Origin of the sequence: Phyllobacterium zundukense (genome assembly GCF_002764115.1) — a bacterium.
Classification (GTDB): Bacteria; Pseudomonadota; Alphaproteobacteria; order Rhizobiales; family Rhizobiaceae; genus Phyllobacterium; species Phyllobacterium zundukense.
Genome location: NZ_CP017940.1, coordinates 3,430,150 through 3,449,194, shown reverse-complemented (window position 1 = coordinate 3,449,194; position 19,045 = coordinate 3,430,150). Strand labels below are relative to the sequence as shown.

Below are 19,045 nucleotides of genomic sequence, written 5' to 3'. Positions count from 1 at the left end.
AGTCAACCATTTGGTTGAATAACTTTCGCTTGCTATCAGATAACGAGAAAACCCTGTCCCAGAGGGTCGTTCTCTTCGACGACAAACTCCGCCTTGCCGCTGTAATAGGCATGGCCGGAAACGCGTGCGGTGATGGCATCGAAATCGCCGGCCTTGGTCTGCGAGGCAACAAAACCGGCAAAGCGCGACCCGACGATGCTCTCGAACATGCGTGCATTCCCTTCGCGGATCTGGCCTTTGGCGTGCATTGCTGCCAGGCGGGCTGTGACACCTGAACCGGTGGGCGAGCGGTCAAGCTGGGCATCGGCGAAGATACACACGTTCTTCGTCGGGCCTTCATTCCAGGCATCAACGCCATCCGTCAGGATCGAGCCGTAGAGGAACGCCAGATCCTTGTGGTCGGGGTGGTCGAGCGGCACCGCCTCTTTTACCGCTTCCGTCAAAATGGTCGCAGCCTCGATAAACTTTCGTGCCGGATCGCGGCCAAACTCGAGGCCGAATTGGTGGCAATCCGCCAGTGCATAGAAAGCGCCGCCATACGAAACGTCGAATTTGACCGTGCCGAAACCAGGCAGGTCGATGCTCTGGTCCGTAGCGAACAGGAAGGCCGGTACGCTATCGAAAGAAACGCCGCCGGATTTGCCGTCCCGCACTTCTACCGAAGCCACGACCATTCCGCAGGGACATTCAATGCGAACCGTCGTCACCGGCTCGGTCTTGGGCACGATACCGTAATCAACTGCATAGCGGCCAAGCGCGATGATCGCATGGCCGCACATGGTCGAATAACCCTCATTGTGCATGAACAGCACCGCGAGGTCAGCGCCGGGCAGATTCGGCTCCACCAGCAAAGCGCCATACATGTCGTAGTGGCCGCGGGGTTCGAAGATCAATATCTTGCGCAAGTGATCCAGCTTGTCGCGGACATAGGCGCGTTTTTCAAGGATCGTTGCCTTGGGCAGTCCAGGGTAACCGCTGGTGATGATACGCAGGGGCTCGCCGCCCGTGTGCATGTCGATGACCTTCAACGGCCCGTCCATCAGGCAATCCCCAGCAGCGCAGGCAGGTTGCGCATGTCGTCAAAAAGAATGCCGCCCGCCGCAGTCAAACCTTCCACATCCGCATGTTCATCGCCGCAATAGGAGAAGACTCGCATACCGGCGGCCGTGCCGGCTTTCGTACCGGCAACACTGTCCTCGATCACAACCGCCTGGGATGGTTCGCAGCCCATCTCCTTTGCCGCATGCAGAAACAGGTCGGGAAATGGCTTGCCGCGGGCCACCATGGAGGCGCTGTAGAGCACGTCCTGGAAATGACCGATAAGACCGGTCTTGCCGAGCGTGATATGCATCTTTTCGACATTGGCGGATGAAGCCACGCAATAGGGGAGTTCAGCCTTTTTCACTGCCGTAATAACGTCTTTAATGTAGGGGATGGCTTCGACACCATTTTCAAAAATGATGGGGATGGCCTGATACCAGCGGTCCACAAAATCCTCACCGAGTGAATAGCCTTCCGCCTCAACCTTCTCCTTCACCGCCCGCATTGGCATGCCGCAAAGATTCTTGCGGGCCTCTTCGAAGGTGATTGGATAGCCGGACGCACCGAGCATCTTGACGAGATGGTGATTGGCGAGTGTTTCGGTATCGACGAGAACCCCGTCACAGTCGAAAATAACCAGATCGGGGCGCGTCATTTCAACTATCCTTATCCGTGCCTTGTGAAAACAGCTGTTGCAGATCGCTAAATGGCACGCCTGTCTTGGTAAATTCGAAGGTGCCCTTGTCCAGAACCTCGCGCACAGCATCGCGTACCGCTGTAAAGGCAGCCGTCGTCAGGCGCGGGCCGAGTGAAATCCGGCGCACACCGGCTGACGCGAGTTGGCTGACCGTAAGCGACGCCGGAGCCAGTACACTTACCGGTTTTGAAACCGATGCGCAGATCGTGCGGATGCGCTCGAGATCGGAAATACCCGGGGCAAACAGCACATCGGCGCCAGCCTTTTCGAAGGCTTGCAAACGCTTGAGCGTGTCGTCGAAATCAGTCTTGCCATGCAGAAAATTTTCGGCGCGGGCTGTGAAAACAAAATCGCTCCTGAGCGCACGCGCGGCTTCGGCAGCGGCAGCAACACGTTCGACGGCCAGCGAAAAATCATAAATGGGCTTGTCCGGATCGCCCGAAAAGTCCTCGATGGAACAGCCGGCAAGACCGGCCGCTTCGGCAGCAAAGATTGTCTCTGCAGCGCTGTCGGCACTGTCGCCCTTGCCCTTCTCCAGATCACCGGAGATCGGTAGGTCCGTTGCCGCAACAAGATCGCGGCAATGCTGCATCATTACATCGAAGGTGATTCCACCGTCCGGCAATCCACGTGAAAACGCGAAGCCTGCGCTGCTGGTCGCGAGCGCCTTGAAACCCAGGGAGGCGAGAAATTTTGTCGTCCCCGGATCCCATGGATTGGGCATGAGAAAAATCTCGGGTCCTTCATGCAGCTGACGGAAAACCCTGCCCTTGTCCATGACGACCTCCCAGTCGAATTCAATCAAGAAGTGCCCGTTGACCCGAACCCCCCGGTACCGCGCGCCGTGTCGCTGGCATGCTGCCGCTCTTCGACAGCAAGCTGGACAACCGGTGCCAGAACGACCTGCGCAATACGCATGCCGCGTGTCACATAGAAATCGTCATCGCCGAGGTTAATCAATATTACTTTTACCTCACCACGATAGTCGGAATCAATCGTTCCGGGTGTGTTGAGACACGTAATTCCGTTCTTGAGCGCAAGGCCTGAACGGGGCCGGATCTGCGCCTCGAAACCATGCGGGATTTCAAAGATCAGACCAGTCGGTACCAGAGCCCTGCGGCCCGGCAGGAGCAGCAATGGCCTGTCTTCCGGCACGGCAGCGCGCAGGTCCATCCCGGCTGAACCGGCTGTTTCATAGGAGGGCAATTCAAGACCCTGTCCATGCGGTAGACGGACGAGGCCGAGGGCGGGGTTTCGTGGATGAGCGGAATCGGTTTCTTTAGACATGAAGAGACCTTTTTCACCAGACTGCAGGAACCGTCAACTCACAAGATTTGACACGTCCATTCTTTGCACACAATCTGATTTTATCCCCAGTCTCGCGCTGGCGATTCCCAAGAATGAAATCACACGGTATTGTCAGTCATCGCGTGACCAAAACCAGGTGATTCATGTGTCGTTGGGCAGCCTATCTCGGACCTCAGCTCTATCTTGAAGACGTTATTGCCTCCCCCTGTCATTCCCTGATCGCCCAAAGCCACGATGCGCATGAGGCCAAGACCCGCACCAATGGCGATGGTTTTGGTGTCGCTTGGTATGGCGAACGGGATGAGCCAGGCCTCTACCGCGATATCCTGCCGGCGTGGTCGGACCAAAATCTCAAGAGCCTGTCGCGTCAGATCCGTTCTCACCTCTTTCTCGCCCACGTACGCGCCTCGACCGGCGGCCCCACCAGCCGCATGAACTGTCATCCCTTTGTCTCCGGCAAATGGAGCTTCATGCACAACGGCCAGATCGGTCATTTCGACCGCTTGCGGCGCGGATTGGAAGCGCGTCTCGACGATACGCTCTACGCCCAAAAGCTTGGCTCGACCGATTCCGAACTGATCTTTCTGCTGATGCTGCAGCATGGTCTCGACAACGATCCGGCCGAGGCGCTGGTCGGGACTGTCAACGCTATCGTTGCGGAAGCCGAACGTGCCGGTGTGCCAGCCTTCATCCGGCTCACCGCTGCCTTCTCCGATGGCAAGCATCTCTACGCAGTCCGCTATGCCACGGATCGTTTCGCGCCGTCGCTCTACACGGCGAGCCTCGCGGCCAGCGCCGGCCTTTGCGTCGTCTCGGAACCTCTCGATGGCGAAGCCGGAAACTGGATGCCCGTCCCGCCCAATAGTTTTGTGACGGTCAGGAGCACCAAGCGAATTGCCATCGAGCCGTTCATGAGCGAAGAAAAATCCGGACAGCTCGTCGAAACCGTCTGACCTGCCATTCAGAATTGGCAGTCGACGGCAAGGGCTGCGGCTGATAGAAGGCGCGCAACCATTCCCTTATCGAGTTTGAGCCTTCTCTATGTCTTCTGCCGACCATCCCGTTTCCAAGCGTCGTACTTTCGCGATCATCGCGCATCCTGACGCCGGTAAAACCACGCTGACCGAAAAGCTGCTGCTGTTCGGCGGCGCGATCCAGCTCGCCGGTGAAGTCAAGGCCAAGAAGGACCGTATCCAGACCCGTTCCGACTGGATGAAGATCGAACGTGAACGCGGCATCTCGGTCGTCACCTCGGTCATGACCTTTGAGTATAAAGACTGCATCTTCAACCTGCTGGATACGCCCGGCCACGAAGATTTCGCGGACGATACCTACCGCACGCTCACCGCCGTCGATAGCGCGGTCATGGTTATCGATGCCGCCAAGGGTATCGAGGCGCGCACGCTCAAGCTTTTCGAAGTCTGCCGCATGCGCGACATCCCGATTGTCACCTTCGTCAACAAAATCGACCGCGAAAGCCGCGACCCTTACGAAATACTCGACGAGATCGAGCAGAAGCTGGCGCTGGATACGGCCCCAATCACCTGGCCGATCGGGCGCGGCAAGAGCTTTGCCGGAACGTACAATCTGCAGAACAACACGGTGCGTCAGCGCGATAGCGAAGATGTCCCGACGCCGGTCAACGGCCCGGAATCGTCTGGCGCCTCCGGTCTTTTGCCCGAAAACGAGCGTCAGGCATGGATAGACGAGGTCACGCTGGCACGCGATGCCTGCAATCCGTTCGACCTGCAGTCCTTCCGTGAAGGTCACATGACCCCGGTCTACTTCGGCTCGGCACTGCGCAACTACGGCGTTCGCGATCTGATCGAAGCCTTCTGCGACTTTGGCCCAAGCCCGCGAGCGCAGGATGCCGATACGCGCCGCGTCGAAGCGACGGAAGAAAAGATGACCGGCTTTGTTTTCAAGATTCAGGCCAATATGGACCCCAATCATCGTGACCGTATCGCCTTCCTGCGTGTGTGCTCGGGTAAGCTGTCGCGCGGCATGAAAGCCAAGCTGGTACGCACCGGCAAGCCGATGGGCCTGTCGGCCCCGCAATTCTTTTTCGCCCGCAGCCGCCAGATCGCCGATGAAGCCTGGGCCGGTGACGTAGTGGGTATTCCCAACCACGGCACTCTGCGCATCGGCGATACGCTGACAGAAGGCGAAGACCTGCTGTTCCGCGGCGTGCCGAACTTTGCCCCGGAAATCCTGCGCCGCGTGCGGCTCGACGATGCGATGAAGGCAAAGAAGCTGCGCGAAGCCTTGCAGCAGATGGCGGAAGAAGGTGTTGTTCAGCTGTTCCTGCCGGATGATGGTTCGCCCGCCATTGTCGGCGTTGTCGGCGCGCTGCAGATCGACGTTCTGACCGAGCGGCTGAAGGTGGAATATACACTGCCCGTCGGCTTCGAACCGGCACGCTTCACCATTGCCCGCTGGATTTCAGCCGACGATCCGGCTGAATTGCAACGCTTCATCAATGCCCACCGCGCCGATATTGCACACGACCTCGACAATGATCCGGTGTTTCTGGCGCAGAATTCCTTCTCGCTGTCCTACGAGGCGGAGCGCTGGAAGGCGATCCGCTTCGCTGCGATCAAGGATTATCAGGTCCGCGAAAAAGCCGCCTGATACTTGCGTTAGGTTCGGAGCTCCCGGCGCAGAATCTTGCCGACATTGCTCTTTGGTAACTCCTCGCGGAATTCGACTGAGCGCGGGCGCTTGTAGTTGGTCAGCCGCTCGGCGCAGAACGCCTTGACAGCGTCCTCGGTCAGCGCCGGATCCTTGCGTACGACGAATAGCTTGACCGTCTCGCCCGAATGTTCGTTGGGAATTCCGACGGCAGCAGCCTCGCGGATGCCGGGGTGCTCCATCGCCACTTCCTCGATCTCGTTCGGATAGACGTTGAAACCCGAGACGAGGATCATGTCCTTCTTGCGATCTACGATTTTGGTGTAGCCGCGCTCGTCCATGTAGCCCATGTCGCCGGACCGGAAGAAACCGTCCGCTGTCATGGCCTTCTCGGTCTCGTCCGGACGGTTCCAGTAGCCGGCCATCACCTGCGGTCCGCGAATGCAGATCTCGCCGACCTCCATCAAGGGAAGTTCCTTTCCATCATCGTCGCGGATGGAAAAATCCGTTGAGGAAAGGGGAAGTCCGATCATTCCGGAAAATTCCGTCGCATCCAGCCGGTTCGCCGATGCGACAGGGGAAGTCTCCGACAAGCCGTAGCCCTCGGTGATCAGGCAGCCTGTCACTTCCTTCCAGCGTTCGGCCACCGGCTTTTGCACCGCCATGCCGCCGCCAAGCGACAGGATCAGTCCCGAGAAGTCCAGTTTGCGGAAGTCTTCATTGTTCAGAAGCCCGTTGAACAGCGTGTTCAGGCCGGGGAAGATGTGCATCTTGTGCTTCTGCAGTTCCTTCACGAAGCCCGGTATGTCGCGCGGGTTCGGAATGAGCACGTTCAGCGCGCCCTGTTCCATGCCCATCATCGCGTTCACGGTCAAAGCGAAGATGTGATAGAGCGGCAAGGCACAGATGAAGGTCAGATCGCTGGGTCGCGGCTTGATGCGGTATGCAACATCGCACCAGAGCCGCATCTGTGCGACATTGGAGACGATGTTGCTGTGGGTCAGGATCGCACCCTTGGAAACGCCTGTCGTGCCGCCGGTATATTGCAGGAAGGCAATATCGGGCCCCTTCACCTCAACAGGTTTGAGGTTCAGGGCTGCACCCTTGGCCAATGCCGTCTTGAATGGCGTGTGACCTGGCAGTGACCAGGCAGGCACCATCTTCTTGACCCGCCGCACGACGAGATTCACCAGATGGCCCTTGAGGCCCATCATGTCACCCATCGCCGCTACGACCACATGCTGTACCGGGGTCTTGGTGAGCACCTTCGCCAGCGTCGCAGCAAAGTTTTCGAGGATGATGATGGCTTTCGCGCCACTGTCTTTAAGCTGATGCTCAAGTTCACGTGGCGTATAAAGCGGATTGACGTTGACGACAGTCAGGCCGGCCCGAAGGATAGCGGCGATGGTGATGGGGTACTGCAGCACATTGGGCATCATCACCGCGACGCGATCGCCTTTGACAAGTCCGCGCGACTGGAACCATGCGCCCAACGATCGCGAGTAGCGGTCGAGTTCGGCATAGGTGATGCTCTTGCCCATGCAGCTGAAGGCCGGCCGGCTGCTGTATTGCTTGAAGGTCATGGCGAACAAATCGCCAACCGACTCATATTGCAAAGCGGCGATATCGGCGGGTACGCCGTCGGGATAGGATTTCACCCACAACTTGGGCGTAGCCTTTGCCGTCTTGCTTGCAGGTTTCGCGGCATCAGCTTCCGGCTTTGGTGCTGCCGGTTTCGCCGGTGCAATTGAAGCCTTTGCAATCACCTTCGCAGGCGCTTTTGCCGGGCTGCTGGCCTTGGCCGTTTTCTCTCCTGCCTTTGCGGCAAGTACCTCTGTCTTTGACGCCGGTGTCTTGGCTTTGGCTGCCGGTTTCGCCGGTGCCTGGGTTGCAATCGGAGTCTTGGCAGTCACCTTTGCGGCCTTTGTCTTCGCAGGCGCTTTTGTCGGGCTACTGGCCCTGGTCTTATCTGCTGCCTTCACAGCAACGGCTTCGGTCTTTGGCGCCGGTGCCGGGGTTGCAATCGGAGCCTCGGCAGTCACCTTCGCAGCCTTTGCCTTCGCAGGCGCTTTTGCCTGGCTGCTGGCCACGGCCGTCTTGACACTACCGGTTGGCTTTTTCGAAGCTGGTGCAGCGGTCTTCGCCGCCTTGTCAGGTGCCGCTTTCGCGCTTGTGCGCGCGGGCGCTTTTGCCGGTGTTGTCTCTTTGGCCACATTAACCTCCCAGTTAGCTTTCTTTGAAGCCGGTACACGGTTCCCCAAAACCACGCCCATGCTACTCAACAATTCTATCTATTGCGAGAGGCGCCACCCATGCAAGTATTTACATTGACGTAAACGTAAAAATGATTGCGCCGCTAGTTATTGCAATTCATCCAAAGGGCATCATCCGGGCGCAAAGTTGCCATGGTTCGCCTCGACAAAGCACCCGCACTTCCTTCATCCTGTTCATCGATCGAAACTGGATTCGCCGTGGAAACAATAACCGTTGTCCTGCTGATGCTCCTGGCCGTCGTGGTCAGCGACTCCATCATCCGCATGCTGCCCCTGCCGGTGCCGCTGCCGCTGGTGCAGATTTGCCTTGGTGCGGCAATTGCTTCGGTCACCACCATTCGGGTGGAGCTTGATCCGGACATTTTCTTTCTGTTGTTCCTGCCGCCGCTCCTATTCCTCGATGGCTGGCGTATCCCCAAGGAAGGGCTTTTCCGCGACAAGGGCATCATTCTTGAAATGGCGTTGGGCCTGGTCATCTTCACCGTGCTTGGTCTCGGCTTCTTGGTCCACTGGATGATTCCATCTGTTCCGCTTCCCGTCGCCTTCGCTCTGGCGGCCATCGTCTCACCGACAGACCCGATCGCGGTATCGGCCATCGCGGCCCGTGTGCCGATCCCGTCGCGCATGATGCACATTCTCGAAGGCGAATCGCTGTTGAATGATGCCTCCGGCCTCGTCTGCATGCGCTTTGCCGTTGCGGCCATGCTCACCGGCTCATTCTCGTTATCCGAAGCCTTCTTTACATTTCTCTGGCTTGCCTTCGCCGGCATTGCCATCGGCGTTGGTGTCACCCTCGGCGTTACCCGTGGCAAGGCGTTCCTGACCAGGCATCTCGGCGAGGAGAGCGGGTCGCAAATCCTTATCAGTCTGCTCATTCCTTTCGGCGCCTATCTCCTAGCCGAACATGTCCATGCTTCAGGCATTCTCGCCGCCGTCGCTGCCGGCATCACCATGAGCTATGCCGAAAACACCGGCCAGTCGCTGGCACTGACAAGGGTGCGGCGCACGGCCGTCTGGGATACGGCGCAGTTTGCCGCCAACGGCGCCATCTTCGTCCTGTTGGGCGAACAGCTTCCGGGCATATTTTACGGCGCGGTCGAAAACGTCCAGCATGTCGGTAACTCAAGTCCCTGGTGGCTCCTGGTCTATGTGGTAGTGATCTACGCAGCCCTTGCAGCGTTGCGCTTTACCTGGGTCTGGGCGTCCTGGCGCATCGCATTGTCGCGTCCCGTGAACCGCCGTCAGGCAGTCGTGCGACCAAGTTGGCAACTCGTCGCCACCATGTCCTTTGCAGGCGTTCGCGGCGCGATTACCCTTGCCGGTATCCTGACGCTGCCGCTCTTTCTTACGGACGGAAGCCTTTTCCCCGCCCGCGATCTGGTCATTTTCCTTGCGACGGGTGTCATCATCCTTTCCCTGATCATGGCAAGCGTCTGTCTTCCCCGTCTCCTCAGGAATATCGACCTGCCCATCGAGGATTCGAACCAGAAAGAGGAAGACTACGCACGTATTGCCGCAGCGGAAGCGGCAATCATGGCGGTCGAGCGCGCGCAGCACGATCTGGCGGCCGGGCGAGCCGATGCTGACATCTATGCCGATGTGGCCACGCAGATCATGGAGCTTTACCGCCAGCGCATCGACGGGCGCATGCATCTTGGCGAGGAACGCGAACAGACGGCACGAAGCGAGGAGATCGGAAAGCTGCTCCATATTACTGCGCTGAAGGCAGAGCGGCAGGAAATCTACCGTCTGGTGCGGGCGAGACGGCTGGAGAGCACCATGGCCACCAAAATGGTCCGTGATATCGATCTGCTCGAAGCGAGGTATGGCTAGGCTCTTGTCAGACTACCTGATCTTCCAACACGAGCTGTGCACCCTTGGCTCCAACCATCATCGCGGCGGCATTGGTATTGCCAGAAATGATGTTGGGGAACACCGAGCAGTCGATGACACGCAAGCCTTCCAGGCCGTGAACCCGAAGGCGCGGATCGACCACCGATTGCGACGGATCGGGTCCCATGCGGCAGGTGGAAACCGGATGATAGACGGTGCCACTGCGCCTTCTGAAATCCGCAATCAATTCATCGTCGCTCTGGCAGGCGGGACCGGGCAGCAATTCCTCGACGATCAATTTTGACATTGTGGGTGTCGCGGCGATCCTGCGCAGGAACTTTACGGCATCGAGCATCTCGGCCACATCATGGCCGGTAGAAAATGCGTTCGGTATAATCCGCGGCTGCTCCAAGGGATCGTTGGAGCGAATATGGATCGAGCCGGTGCTCGTCGGGCGGCAATTGGAGAGACCGATGGAAAAGCCCGGCCAGGGATCAGGCGTCAGGATAGGCCGTTCGCCTGCCTTGGGTACGACGGTCGAAAACGCCTGGAAATAGAGCTGCATGTTGGCGCGTTTGCGCGACGGGTCGGTGCGGAAAAAACCGCCGCCCTGGTTCATGCTGATTGAGAGCGGTCCGGTTCGCAACAGCAGGTACTCGATACCGGCGAGCGCCTTGCCCCACCACGGCCGCAGCACCTGGTTCAGCGAAGGAACATTCGCCCGGTAGGTGTAGTTGATGCCGAGATGATCCTGCAGGTTCTCGCCAACCTGCGCATTGTTGTGCACCACGGGAATACCAAGCCGGCGCAGACGCACCGCATCGCCGATGCCTGAAAGCTCGAGCAGTTGCGGTGTGTTGACCGATCCGCCAGAAAGAATGACCTCGCGGTTTGCGTTCACCCTCTCGCGCTTGCCGCTACGCTCGAATTCGACGCCGGTGGCGCGGTTTCCTTCGAAAAGGACGCGGGTCACCATCGCCTGCGTGATGACGGTGACATTCGGGCGCTTCATTGCAGGCCGCAGGAATGCCCGCGCCGCGGACATACGCCGCCCGCCCTTGGTCGTCAGCTGGAACGCGCCAACGCCCTCCTGTGTCGCCCCGTTGAAATCAGGATTCCAGGCGAGTCCCGATTCCTGGGCGGCCTTGATCAACTGGTTGGCCAACGGGTGGAACAGCTTCGAGCAATCGGTCACCTGAAGCGGCCCGCCGCGTCCGAGACTGTTCGATGGTCCATCATGGTTCTCAAGCGAGCGAAAAATCGGCAGAAGGTCCGAAGCACCCCAGCCGGGATTGCCGTGGTCGCGCCACTCGTCGAAATCTTCCGAAGCGCCGCGAACATAGACCATGGCGTTGATCGAACTCGATCCGCCGAGCACCTTGCCGCGCGGCCAGTAGTCGGCATTGCCGCCGAGACCCGGGTCAGGCTCGGCCCGGTACATCCAGTTGACGGACTTGTCGTAGAACGTCTTGCCATAGCCAAGCGGCATCGAGATGAAGAACCGCCGGTCAGAGCCGCCTGCTTCAAGGACCAGTACGGAGTATCGGCCGTTTGCCGATAGGCGCTCCGCCACGACCGAACCGGCCGATCCGGATCCAACAATGATGAAGTCAAACGAGCGCATTCATTCCATTCCGGATGCGTTATTGCATGCGGGAAGGATACCCGGCTTCAGCTCCACAAACCCAAACGGCTTTCCGCCATGGCTTATGGAAATTACGACAGGGCAGGGGGTTTTGCACTCAGGTTCCGCTAACAGCCTGGTTGAAATTTTCGAAGAATTGCGTGGCGAGTTTCTTCGACGTCGACGAAATCAGGCGGCTGCCGAGCTGGGCGATCTTGCCGCCGACATCCGCATTGACTACATAGGCCAGCACTGTTTCGGCGCCCTCCTCAGTCAGGGTCACATCGGCACCGCCCTTGGCAAAACCTGCAATGCCGCCTTTGCCCTCGCCGGAAATTGTATAGGAAGAGGGTGGATTGAGATTGGTCAGTTCAACCTTGCCGTTGAAACGCGCCTTGACCGGGCCGATCTTGACGCCGACAGTGGCTTCAAGCTCCGTGTCGGAAATCTTCTCGAGGCTTTCGCATCCCGGAATACATGCTTTCAAGACTTCCGGATCGTTCAAGGCCTTCCAGACTGCGTCACGCGATGCGGCAATTCGCTCTTCTCCCGTCAAATCCATGCTCAAGTCCCTCCCTGGTGCAAAGAAGCTAGGGCATTTCCCAACCAAATAGAAGCGTTTCGATGCCGTAGGTCGGCCGGCATTTGCCGAACACATTTGCCCCGGCATTGAAAGGGCGGAGATTTTTGTCTGGATCGATTGAACTAAAACCGTTCCGGTGGCAGTTTGCCCACCATCAAGCGTGACTTCAGGAGACAGACATGGCGTCAGGACAAGCGAAAGACCTCAAGCGGTCGATTCAGGCATTGAAAGCACATTGGAAAAGTGGCGCACCGAAGAATATGCGTACGACCTTTGCCGATGATCCAAAACGCTTCTCCCGCTACTCGCTCCAGCTTGACGATCTTCTGCTCGACTGGTCGAAATGCCTTGTGAACGACGACACGCTTTCACTGCTTGCCGATCTGGCAAAAGCGGCCAGTGTCGAGGCGCGTCGGGATGCGATGTTTGCCGGCAAACCAATCAACAATACCGAAGGTCGGGCGGTGCTGCACGTTGCGCTGCGTAATCGCTCGGGCAAGCCGATCAAGGTCGATGGCGAAGATGTCATGCCCGGCATCAAGGAGGTCCTTGACCGCATGGCGGCCTTCTCAAATGGCCTGCGATCGGGTGCCATCAAGGGCGCAAAGAACAAGCCGATCACCGACGTGGTGAATATCGGCATCGGGGGGTCCGATCTTGGCCCGGCCATGGCGACGCTCGCCATGTCGCCGTATCATGACGGGCCAAAGCTGCATTTCGTCTCCAATATCGATGGCGCACACATCGCCGATACGCTTGCCGGTCTCGATCCCGCGACGACGCTGATCATCATTGCCTCGAAAACCTTTACCACCATCGAGACCATGACGAACGCCAGGACGGCGCGCAAATGGATTGCCGATGCGCTTGGTGAGAAGGCTGTTGGCCAGCACTTCGCCGCCGTTTCGACCGCTCTCGACAAGGTTGACGCTTTCGGCATCCCCGCCGACCGCATTTTCGGCTTCTGGGATTGGGTCGGCGGCCGCTATTCGATCTGGTCGGCCATCGGCCTGCCGCTGATGATTGCCATCGGCCCAGAGGATTTCGGCCGGTTCCTTGATGGCGCCCATGCGATGGACGAACATTTCCGCAAGGCTGCTTTGCCCAAGAACCTGCCGATGATGCTCGGTCTTGTCGGCTACTGGCACCGCGCCATCTCCGGTTATACCAGCCGTGCCGTAATTCCGTACGACCAGCGCCTCTCGCGCTTGCCTGCCTATCTGCAGCAGCTCGACATGGAGTCCAACGGCAAGGGCGTCACCGTCGATGGCAAACCCGTTTCCGGTCCCACCGGCCCGGTCGTCTGGGGCGAGCCCGGCACCAACGGCCAGCACGCCTTCTTCCAGCTCCTGCACCAGGGCACGGACACGATCCCGGTGGAATTCATCGTCGCAGCCAAGGGCCATGAGCCGCACCTCGATAACCAGCATGAGATGCTGCTCGCCAATTGCCTTGCCCAGTCCGAAGCCCTGATGAAGGGCCGCACACTGGAGGAAGCCAAGGCCCAGCTTGCGGCAAAGGACCTGCCGAAATCGGAAGTGAAGCGGATCGCGCCGCACCGCGTCTTCACCGGCAACCGGCCGTCGATCACGATCGTCCATGACAAGCTCGATCCCTACGCGCTCGGACGGCTGATTGCGCTCTACGAGCATCGCGTCTTCGTCGAGGCGCAGCTTTTCGGCATCAACGCCTTTGATCAGTGGGGAGTGGAACTCGGCAAGGAGCTGGCAACGGAACTCCTGCCGGTCGTTTCCGGCGAGGTCAAGCCGAAGGACAAGGACGCTTCCACGCAAGGGCTTGTCGCGCACTTGCGCAAGCGCCGGGGCAAATAAGGCTAATACAGAGCTGCGCTTATCTCTCCCACAAGGGGAGAGATAACGCGGCATCGGCTATTGGAAGTGACTGAGGAAGAGACGCAATGAAGACGGAAATGATCCAACTGGCCGGCGATGTGCCGGGCAACAGCATCGAACTGCGGGTCCTGCGTTTCGAAGGCAAGAATGAAAAGGCTGTGACAGCCTATCTGCAATCATCCTTGCATGGTTCGGAATTGCCAGGACAGGCCGCGCTGCATTTCCTCATTCCCATGCTGGAAAAGGCCGAGAGGGAAGGCCGCGTTGCTGGCTACATTACCGTCGTCCCGCAGGCCAACCCGATCGGCTCGGCGCAGTGGCTGGCGCATCAGCATCTCGGCCGCTTCGAATACTTCTCTAACGTCAATTTCAACCGGTCCTTTCCCCTGCTGGAGACGTTCGACACGTCCGGTCTTGCACCGGTCGATGCGCCGAAAGCCCTGGCCGAACGGCTGAAGGCGCAGCTCCTGCGTCTGGCATTGCCCCACGAAATCGTGCTCGACCTGCACTGCGACGATGAAAGCGAGAGCTATCTCTACATCCACCAGGCTTTTCTGCCGGAAATGTACGATCTTGCCTCGGCTTTGGGCTCGACAGCGATCCTCTCCTGGGACAGCACCGCCGATGCCGCGTTCGAGGAAGCATGCGCCCACCCGGTCTTGCAACTGCCCGAGGCACAGCGAAAGGCTCGTGCCGTCACGACGGTCGAGTTCCGCGGTCTGAACGATGTCGATGTCGAATCCGGCAGGGCCGATGCCGAGGGCCTTTACCGGTTCCTGGTGCACCGCGGCGTTGTTGTTGATCATGGTGTAGAGCTGAAGGTCGATTTCAACGGCCCTGTGACACCGCTCGAAAATGTCGAGATGATCCGCGCGCCGCAGGGCGGCATGATCCTGTTTCATGTCGATATTGGTGCCGAGGTGGAAGCCGGAGCCAAACTGGTGACGGTGGTGACGGTCCCCGGTGATCCGGACGGCGACATCACCTTGACCGCACCCCAGGCGGGCCGCATCCTCACCCGCCGCAGCCATCGTTATACAAGGCGCGGCGATGACCTGATGAAACTGCTGGGCACCAAGCGTTCTATCAATGCCAAGCCCGGCTCCCTGGAGGCTTGATGGGAACGACCCGCTCGTCGCACATCCGCGGCATTCTTTTCGACAAGGACGGTACGCTGGTTGACTTCAACCGCACCTGGTTCGGCATCACCATGGAACTGGCGCACAAGGCGGCGGATGGCGATGAGGTGCGGGCGCGGGTGCTGGTCGAAGCTGGTGGTTATGATTGGGAAATGGAAAAATTCCGCGGTGGCTCAGTTGTCGCTGCCGGAACCATTCACGACATTGTCGATCTCTGGCACCCGGAACTGACGCTCGAAGAAAAGCGGGCGCGTATCCGTGACTATGATGACTATGCCGTGCGCGAAGGCTCGCGCCGCGCCGTCGGCATCGAGGGCCTGCATGTAACGCTGGAGGCGCTGGTCAAGCAGGGTTTTGTCCTCGGCATCGCCACCAACGATTCGGAAGCCGGTGCGCGGGCGACAGCCGAAGCGCTTGGCCTGACATCATTGTTCACCGTCATCATCGGCTATGATTCCGTGGCGCGCGCCAAGCCGCATGCCGATCAGCTGCATCTTTTTGCCGCGAATACTGGTCTGGCGCCTGCTGCCATCGCCATGGTGGGCGACAATGCCCATGATCTTGAGATGGCCCATGCTGCGGGCGCCGGCCTTGCTGTTGGCGTCCTCTCTGGGAACAGCACCCTCGACGATCTCGGCCCGCTCAGCGATGCCATTCTTGGCTCGATAGCGGAACTGCCGCAGTTTCTAGCGCATCGGGAGAATTCCGCGCCGGCGTGAAGCGTCCGCCGTCAATTGCCATGATGACAATGATTTGGATGCTTGAAGCCATTCATGGTGCTATCAATTCGCTATGATCATAGCGTTGAAGCGAGGGCCGCATGGACAGTCAGGGTTTTGCCGTTGGAATAGCCGATGTGGAGGCTGCCGCGACGCGGCTTGAGGGCCAGCTTGTACGCACCCGGCTGATCGAATCCGAAGCCTTGAACGCCCGATACGATGCTCGCATCCTGTTCAAGCCGGAATGCCTGCAGCGCACCGGCTCGTTCAAGTTTCGCGGCGCCTATAACCGCATCAGCCAGTTCACCCCGCAGGAGCGTGAGCGTGGCATCGTGGCGTTTTCCTCGGGTAACCATGCGCAGGGTGTCGCCAGTTCCGCCCGGCTTTTCGGCATCAAGGCCGTCATCATCATGCCGAGCGATGCACCGCAGACCAAGATCGCCAATACGCGGTCCTACGGCGCGGAAGTTGTTCTCTTTGACCGTTACAGTGAAAGCCGCGAGGCCGTGGCGGTACCATACATCGAAGAGCGCGGCATGGTTCTGGTGCCACCCTATGACGATCCTTCCATCATGGCAGGGCAGGGTACGATCGGTCTTGAGCTGATCGCGGAGGCCAGGGAACGTGGACTGACGCTTGACGATGTCTTCGTGCCAAGCGGCGGCGGTGGTCTGATCAGTGGTATTTCGGTTGCGGTAAAGGCGGGCTCGCCGCAGACGCGCATCTGGGGCGTTGAGCCGGAAAATTTCGATGATCTGCGCCGCTCGCTCATTGCCGGCGAACGCGTAAGCAACGAGAGCGGCCATCGTTCGATCTGCGATGCGATCCTGACGCCGCAGCCGGGTGTTCTGACCTTCCCGATCAACAAACACAATCTAGCAGGCGGCATAGCCGTTTCCGACAACGCGGTCAGGGCCGCCATGCGCGATGCCGCCAACTATCTGAAATTGATTGTGGAGCCTGGCGGCTGCGTGGCGCTTGCAGCTTTGGCAACGGGCGAAGTGGATATCAGGGGCAAGACCGTTGCGGTGGTTCTTTCCGGTGGCAATGTCGATCTCGATATCTATGGCGGGCTGATCGCGGCTGCATGAACTATCGCAGGTAGGAAGAAACAAGGGAAACTGTCATCATACTGTTACTCTGCCGTCATAGCGGGTCGATACGGTTGAAATCCGTTCTCCCAGCCAGATAGCCAGAGGTAAACGCCATGAACGACCAATCTCAGACATTCCGCACAAGCCTTCTCGAGGAAAATGACGGTCCCGGCCACAACCCGACCGACAATGCCACCATGGGCGAACTCATTGCCGCGCGGTTTTCGCGCCGCGGGTTCCTGAAGGGCTCGCTTGCCGTTTCCGCCATTGCCGCAACCGTCAGCCCGATGGCGCTGATGCTCGCCGACGACGCGCGTGCCGAGAGCAAATCGGCCTTCACTTTCGAGGAAGTCGAGGCAGGTATTGACGAGAAACACCATGTCGCTGCCGGCTACGATGCCGATGTGCTCCTGCGCTGGGGCGATGGCCTGTTTCCGGATTCGCCGGAGTTCGATCCCTTGAATCAGACGCCGGAAAGCCAGGCCAAGCAGTTCGGCTACAACAATGATTATGTCGGCTACATTCCGATCGACGGTTCCTCTGAGCACGGCATCCTCGTCGTCAACCATGAGTACACCAATGAACATTTGATGTTCCCCGGCATCGTCAAGGTTGTCGAGGGCAAGCTTGAGGTTTCACCGGCTGACCAGAAGCGTGTCGATATCGAAATGGCTGCCCATGGCGGCACCGTCGTCGAGATCAAGAAGGTCGATGGCAAGTGGCAGGTCGTCAAGGACGGCAAGCTCAACCGCCGCATCACCGCGAACACGGAAATGCAGCTTTCCGGCCCCGTTGCCGGGCATGACCGCGTCAAGACCAATGCCGATTCGTCCGGCAAGAAAGTCTTCGGCATGATCAACAATTGTTCGGGCGGCGTCACACCCTGGGGTACCTACGTTTCGGGCGAAGAAAATATTCACGGCTATTTCCTCGGCAAACTGCCCGAGGACAGCAAGGAGGCCGCCAATTACAAGCGCATGGGCATCCCGGAAGGCGTCTACGACTGGGGCAATTTCCATGAGCGCTTCGATGTGTCGAAGGACCCGAACGAGGCCAACCGTTTTGGCTGGGTGGTCGAGATCGATGTGAACGATCCCAATTCCATTCCGAAGAAACGTACTGCCATGGGCCGTTTCAAGCACGAGGGTGCTGATTCCATCGTCGCCAAGGATGGCCGTGTCGTCTTCTATCTCGGCGATGATGAGCGTTTCGATTATGTCTATAAATTCGTCACCAAGGGTAAGTTCAATCCGGATGACCGCGCCGCCAATCTCGATCTCCTCGATGAAGGCACGCTCTATGTCGCCAAATTCGATGTCGACGGCACCATCGCCTGGCTGCCGGTTGTCTTTGGTGAGGGCCCGCTGACCGAAGCCAATGGCTTCCACTCACAAGCCGATGTCCTGATCGAAACCCGCCGCGCCGGTGATTTGCTCGGTGCAACGAAAATGGATCGCCCTGAAGATATTGGCCCGAACGGCGTCAATGGCAAAGTCTATGTCATGCTGACCAACAACACCAAGCGCAAGGACGATCAGGTTGATGCTGTCAACCCGCGCGCCAAGAACGCCTTCGGTCATATTGTCGAGATTGCCGAGGAAGATGGCAATTTCGCCGCCACCAAGGGCAAATGGGAAATATTGCTGAAATGCGGTGACCCGTCCGTTGCTGATGTCGGCGCCTCATTCTCCACCGACACGACGAAAAACGGCTGGTTCGGCATGCCCGACAATTGCGCGGTCGATGCGGATGGCCGCTTATGGGTGTCCACCGATGGTAATTCGCCGAAGGAAACCGGCCGCACCGACGGAATATGGGCGGTAGATACGGATGGCCCAGCCCGCGCCACGTCGAAGCTGTTCTTCCGTGTTCCCGTAGGCGCCGAAATGTGTGGGCCGCTCATGTTGCCGGATATGGCAACCATGATGGTTGCGGTCCAGCATCCCGGCGATGGTGGCGAAGATTGGAAAGGTTTCGGCCGTCCATCGTACTATGAGGACCTGTCGACCCGCTGGCCGGATTTCAAGGACAATATGCCGGTGCGTCCGTCGGTCCTCGCCATCACGAAGAAGGGCGGCGGCAAGATCGCGGTTTGAGTGGTCAATTCGTGGTTTTGACGAACGAGTGGGTTGATTTTGCGATGCACCTCCCTCTCCGTCATCCTCGGGCTTGACCCGAGGACCCACGACAAAGAAACGGTCCCGTTTCCATAAACTCGACGGAATCCAGCCGAGTACGGGTGTTGGTGCA

15 protein-coding genes are annotated in these 19,045 nt (G+C 58.9%); 8 read left to right on the top strand and 7 right to left on the bottom strand.

Features of this window, described 5'->3' with window-relative positions; all coding sequences use genetic code 11:
- Positions 1-35 precede the first annotated feature (35 nt).
- From BLM14_RS17230 to dut, 4 genes are read right to left on the bottom strand one after another with little or no spacing between them, the layout of a single operon-like run.
- Entirely contained in the window at positions 36-1,040 is a 1,005-nt protein-coding gene (locus tag BLM14_RS17230; protein ID WP_100000514.1) for a proline racemase family protein, read from the bottom strand.
- Positions 1,040-1,696, bottom strand: a complete 657-nt coding sequence (locus tag BLM14_RS17225; RefSeq protein ID WP_100000513.1) for an HAD family hydrolase — start codon at positions 1,694-1,696, stop codon at positions 1,040-1,042. The genes BLM14_RS17230 and BLM14_RS17225 overlap by 1 nt, the downstream gene beginning before the upstream one ends.
- Before the next feature lies 1 nt (position 1,697).
- Positions 1,698-2,516, bottom strand: coding sequence for an isocitrate lyase/PEP mutase family protein (locus BLM14_RS17220; RefSeq protein WP_100000512.1), 819 nt, complete (start codon positions 2,514-2,516; stop codon positions 1,698-1,700).
- Positions 2,517-2,539: 23 nt separating this feature from the next.
- Entirely contained in the window at positions 2,540-3,025 is a 486-nt protein-coding gene (gene dut / locus BLM14_RS17215) for a dUTP diphosphatase (protein WP_100000511.1), read from the bottom strand.
- Positions 3,026-3,189: 164 nt separating this feature from the next.
- Between dut and BLM14_RS17210 the strand changes: the two genes are divergently transcribed.
- Both BLM14_RS17210 and BLM14_RS17205 read left to right on the top strand, forming a co-directional pair.
- On the top strand, positions 3,190-3,999 hold the full coding sequence (locus BLM14_RS17210) for a class II glutamine amidotransferase (protein ID WP_100000510.1): 810 nt from the start codon (positions 3,190-3,192) through the stop codon (positions 3,997-3,999).
- A gap of 88 nt (positions 4,000-4,087) precedes the next feature.
- Positions 4,088-5,677 carry a peptide chain release factor 3 gene (locus BLM14_RS17205; protein ID WP_100000509.1) on the top strand — a complete coding sequence of 530 codons (1,590 nt, stop codon included), beginning with the start codon at positions 4,088-4,090 and terminating at the stop codon, positions 5,675-5,677.
- Between the two features lie 8 nt (positions 5,678-5,685).
- Here BLM14_RS17205 and BLM14_RS17200 read toward each other — a convergent pair whose 3' ends face one another.
- Positions 5,686-7,425, bottom strand: coding sequence for a long-chain fatty acid--CoA ligase (locus BLM14_RS17200; RefSeq protein ID WP_418314237.1), 1,740 nt, complete (start codon positions 7,423-7,425; stop codon positions 5,686-5,688).
- A gap of 723 nt (positions 7,426-8,148) precedes the next feature.
- Between BLM14_RS17200 and BLM14_RS17195 the strand changes: the two genes are divergently transcribed.
- The gene (locus BLM14_RS17195) at positions 8,149-9,783 is read left to right on the top strand and encodes a Na+/H+ antiporter (RefSeq protein WP_100001440.1); all 1,635 of its coding nucleotides are present in this window, start codon (positions 8,149-8,151) and stop codon (positions 9,781-9,783) included.
- 7 nt (positions 9,784-9,790) lie between these two features.
- On the opposite strand, the gene BLM14_RS17190 is transcribed toward BLM14_RS17195, so the two are convergent.
- On the bottom strand, positions 9,791-11,407 hold the full coding sequence (locus BLM14_RS17190; protein ID WP_100000507.1) for a GMC family oxidoreductase: 1,617 nt from the start codon (positions 11,405-11,407) through the stop codon (positions 9,791-9,793).
- 118 nt (positions 11,408-11,525) lie between these two features.
- On the bottom strand, positions 11,526-11,969 hold the full coding sequence (locus BLM14_RS17185; protein WP_100000506.1) for a CoxG family protein: 444 nt from the start codon (positions 11,967-11,969) through the stop codon (positions 11,526-11,528).
- A gap of 200 nt (positions 11,970-12,169) precedes the next feature.
- Between BLM14_RS17185 and pgi the strand changes: the two genes are divergently transcribed.
- The 5 genes from pgi to BLM14_RS17160 all read left to right on the top strand — a co-directional run bounded on the left by pgi (position 12,170) and on the right by BLM14_RS17160 (position 18,891).
- Positions 12,170-13,822 (top strand): glucose-6-phosphate isomerase, encoded by a 1,653-nt coding sequence (gene pgi / locus BLM14_RS17180; RefSeq protein WP_100000505.1) that lies wholly within the window; start codon positions 12,170-12,172, stop codon positions 13,820-13,822.
- A gap of 86 nt (positions 13,823-13,908) precedes the next feature.
- Positions 13,909-14,961 (top strand): M14 family metallopeptidase, encoded by a 1,053-nt coding sequence (locus BLM14_RS17175; RefSeq protein WP_100000504.1) that lies wholly within the window; start codon positions 13,909-13,911, stop codon positions 14,959-14,961.
- The gene (locus tag BLM14_RS17170; RefSeq protein ID WP_100000503.1) at positions 14,961-15,701 is read left to right on the top strand and encodes an HAD family hydrolase; all 741 of its coding nucleotides are present in this window, start codon (positions 14,961-14,963) and stop codon (positions 15,699-15,701) included. The genes BLM14_RS17175 and BLM14_RS17170 overlap by 1 nt, the downstream gene beginning before the upstream one ends.
- 101 nt (positions 15,702-15,802) lie before the next feature.
- Complete coding sequence (locus BLM14_RS17165; protein WP_100000502.1) at positions 15,803-16,792, top strand: threonine ammonia-lyase; 990 nt, start codon at positions 15,803-15,805, stop codon at positions 16,790-16,792.
- Positions 16,793-16,908: 116 nt separating this feature from the next.
- Positions 16,909-18,891, top strand: a complete 1,983-nt coding sequence (locus BLM14_RS17160) for a PhoX family protein (RefSeq protein WP_100000501.1) — start codon at positions 16,909-16,911, stop codon at positions 18,889-18,891.
- Positions 18,892-19,045 lie beyond the last annotated feature (154 nt).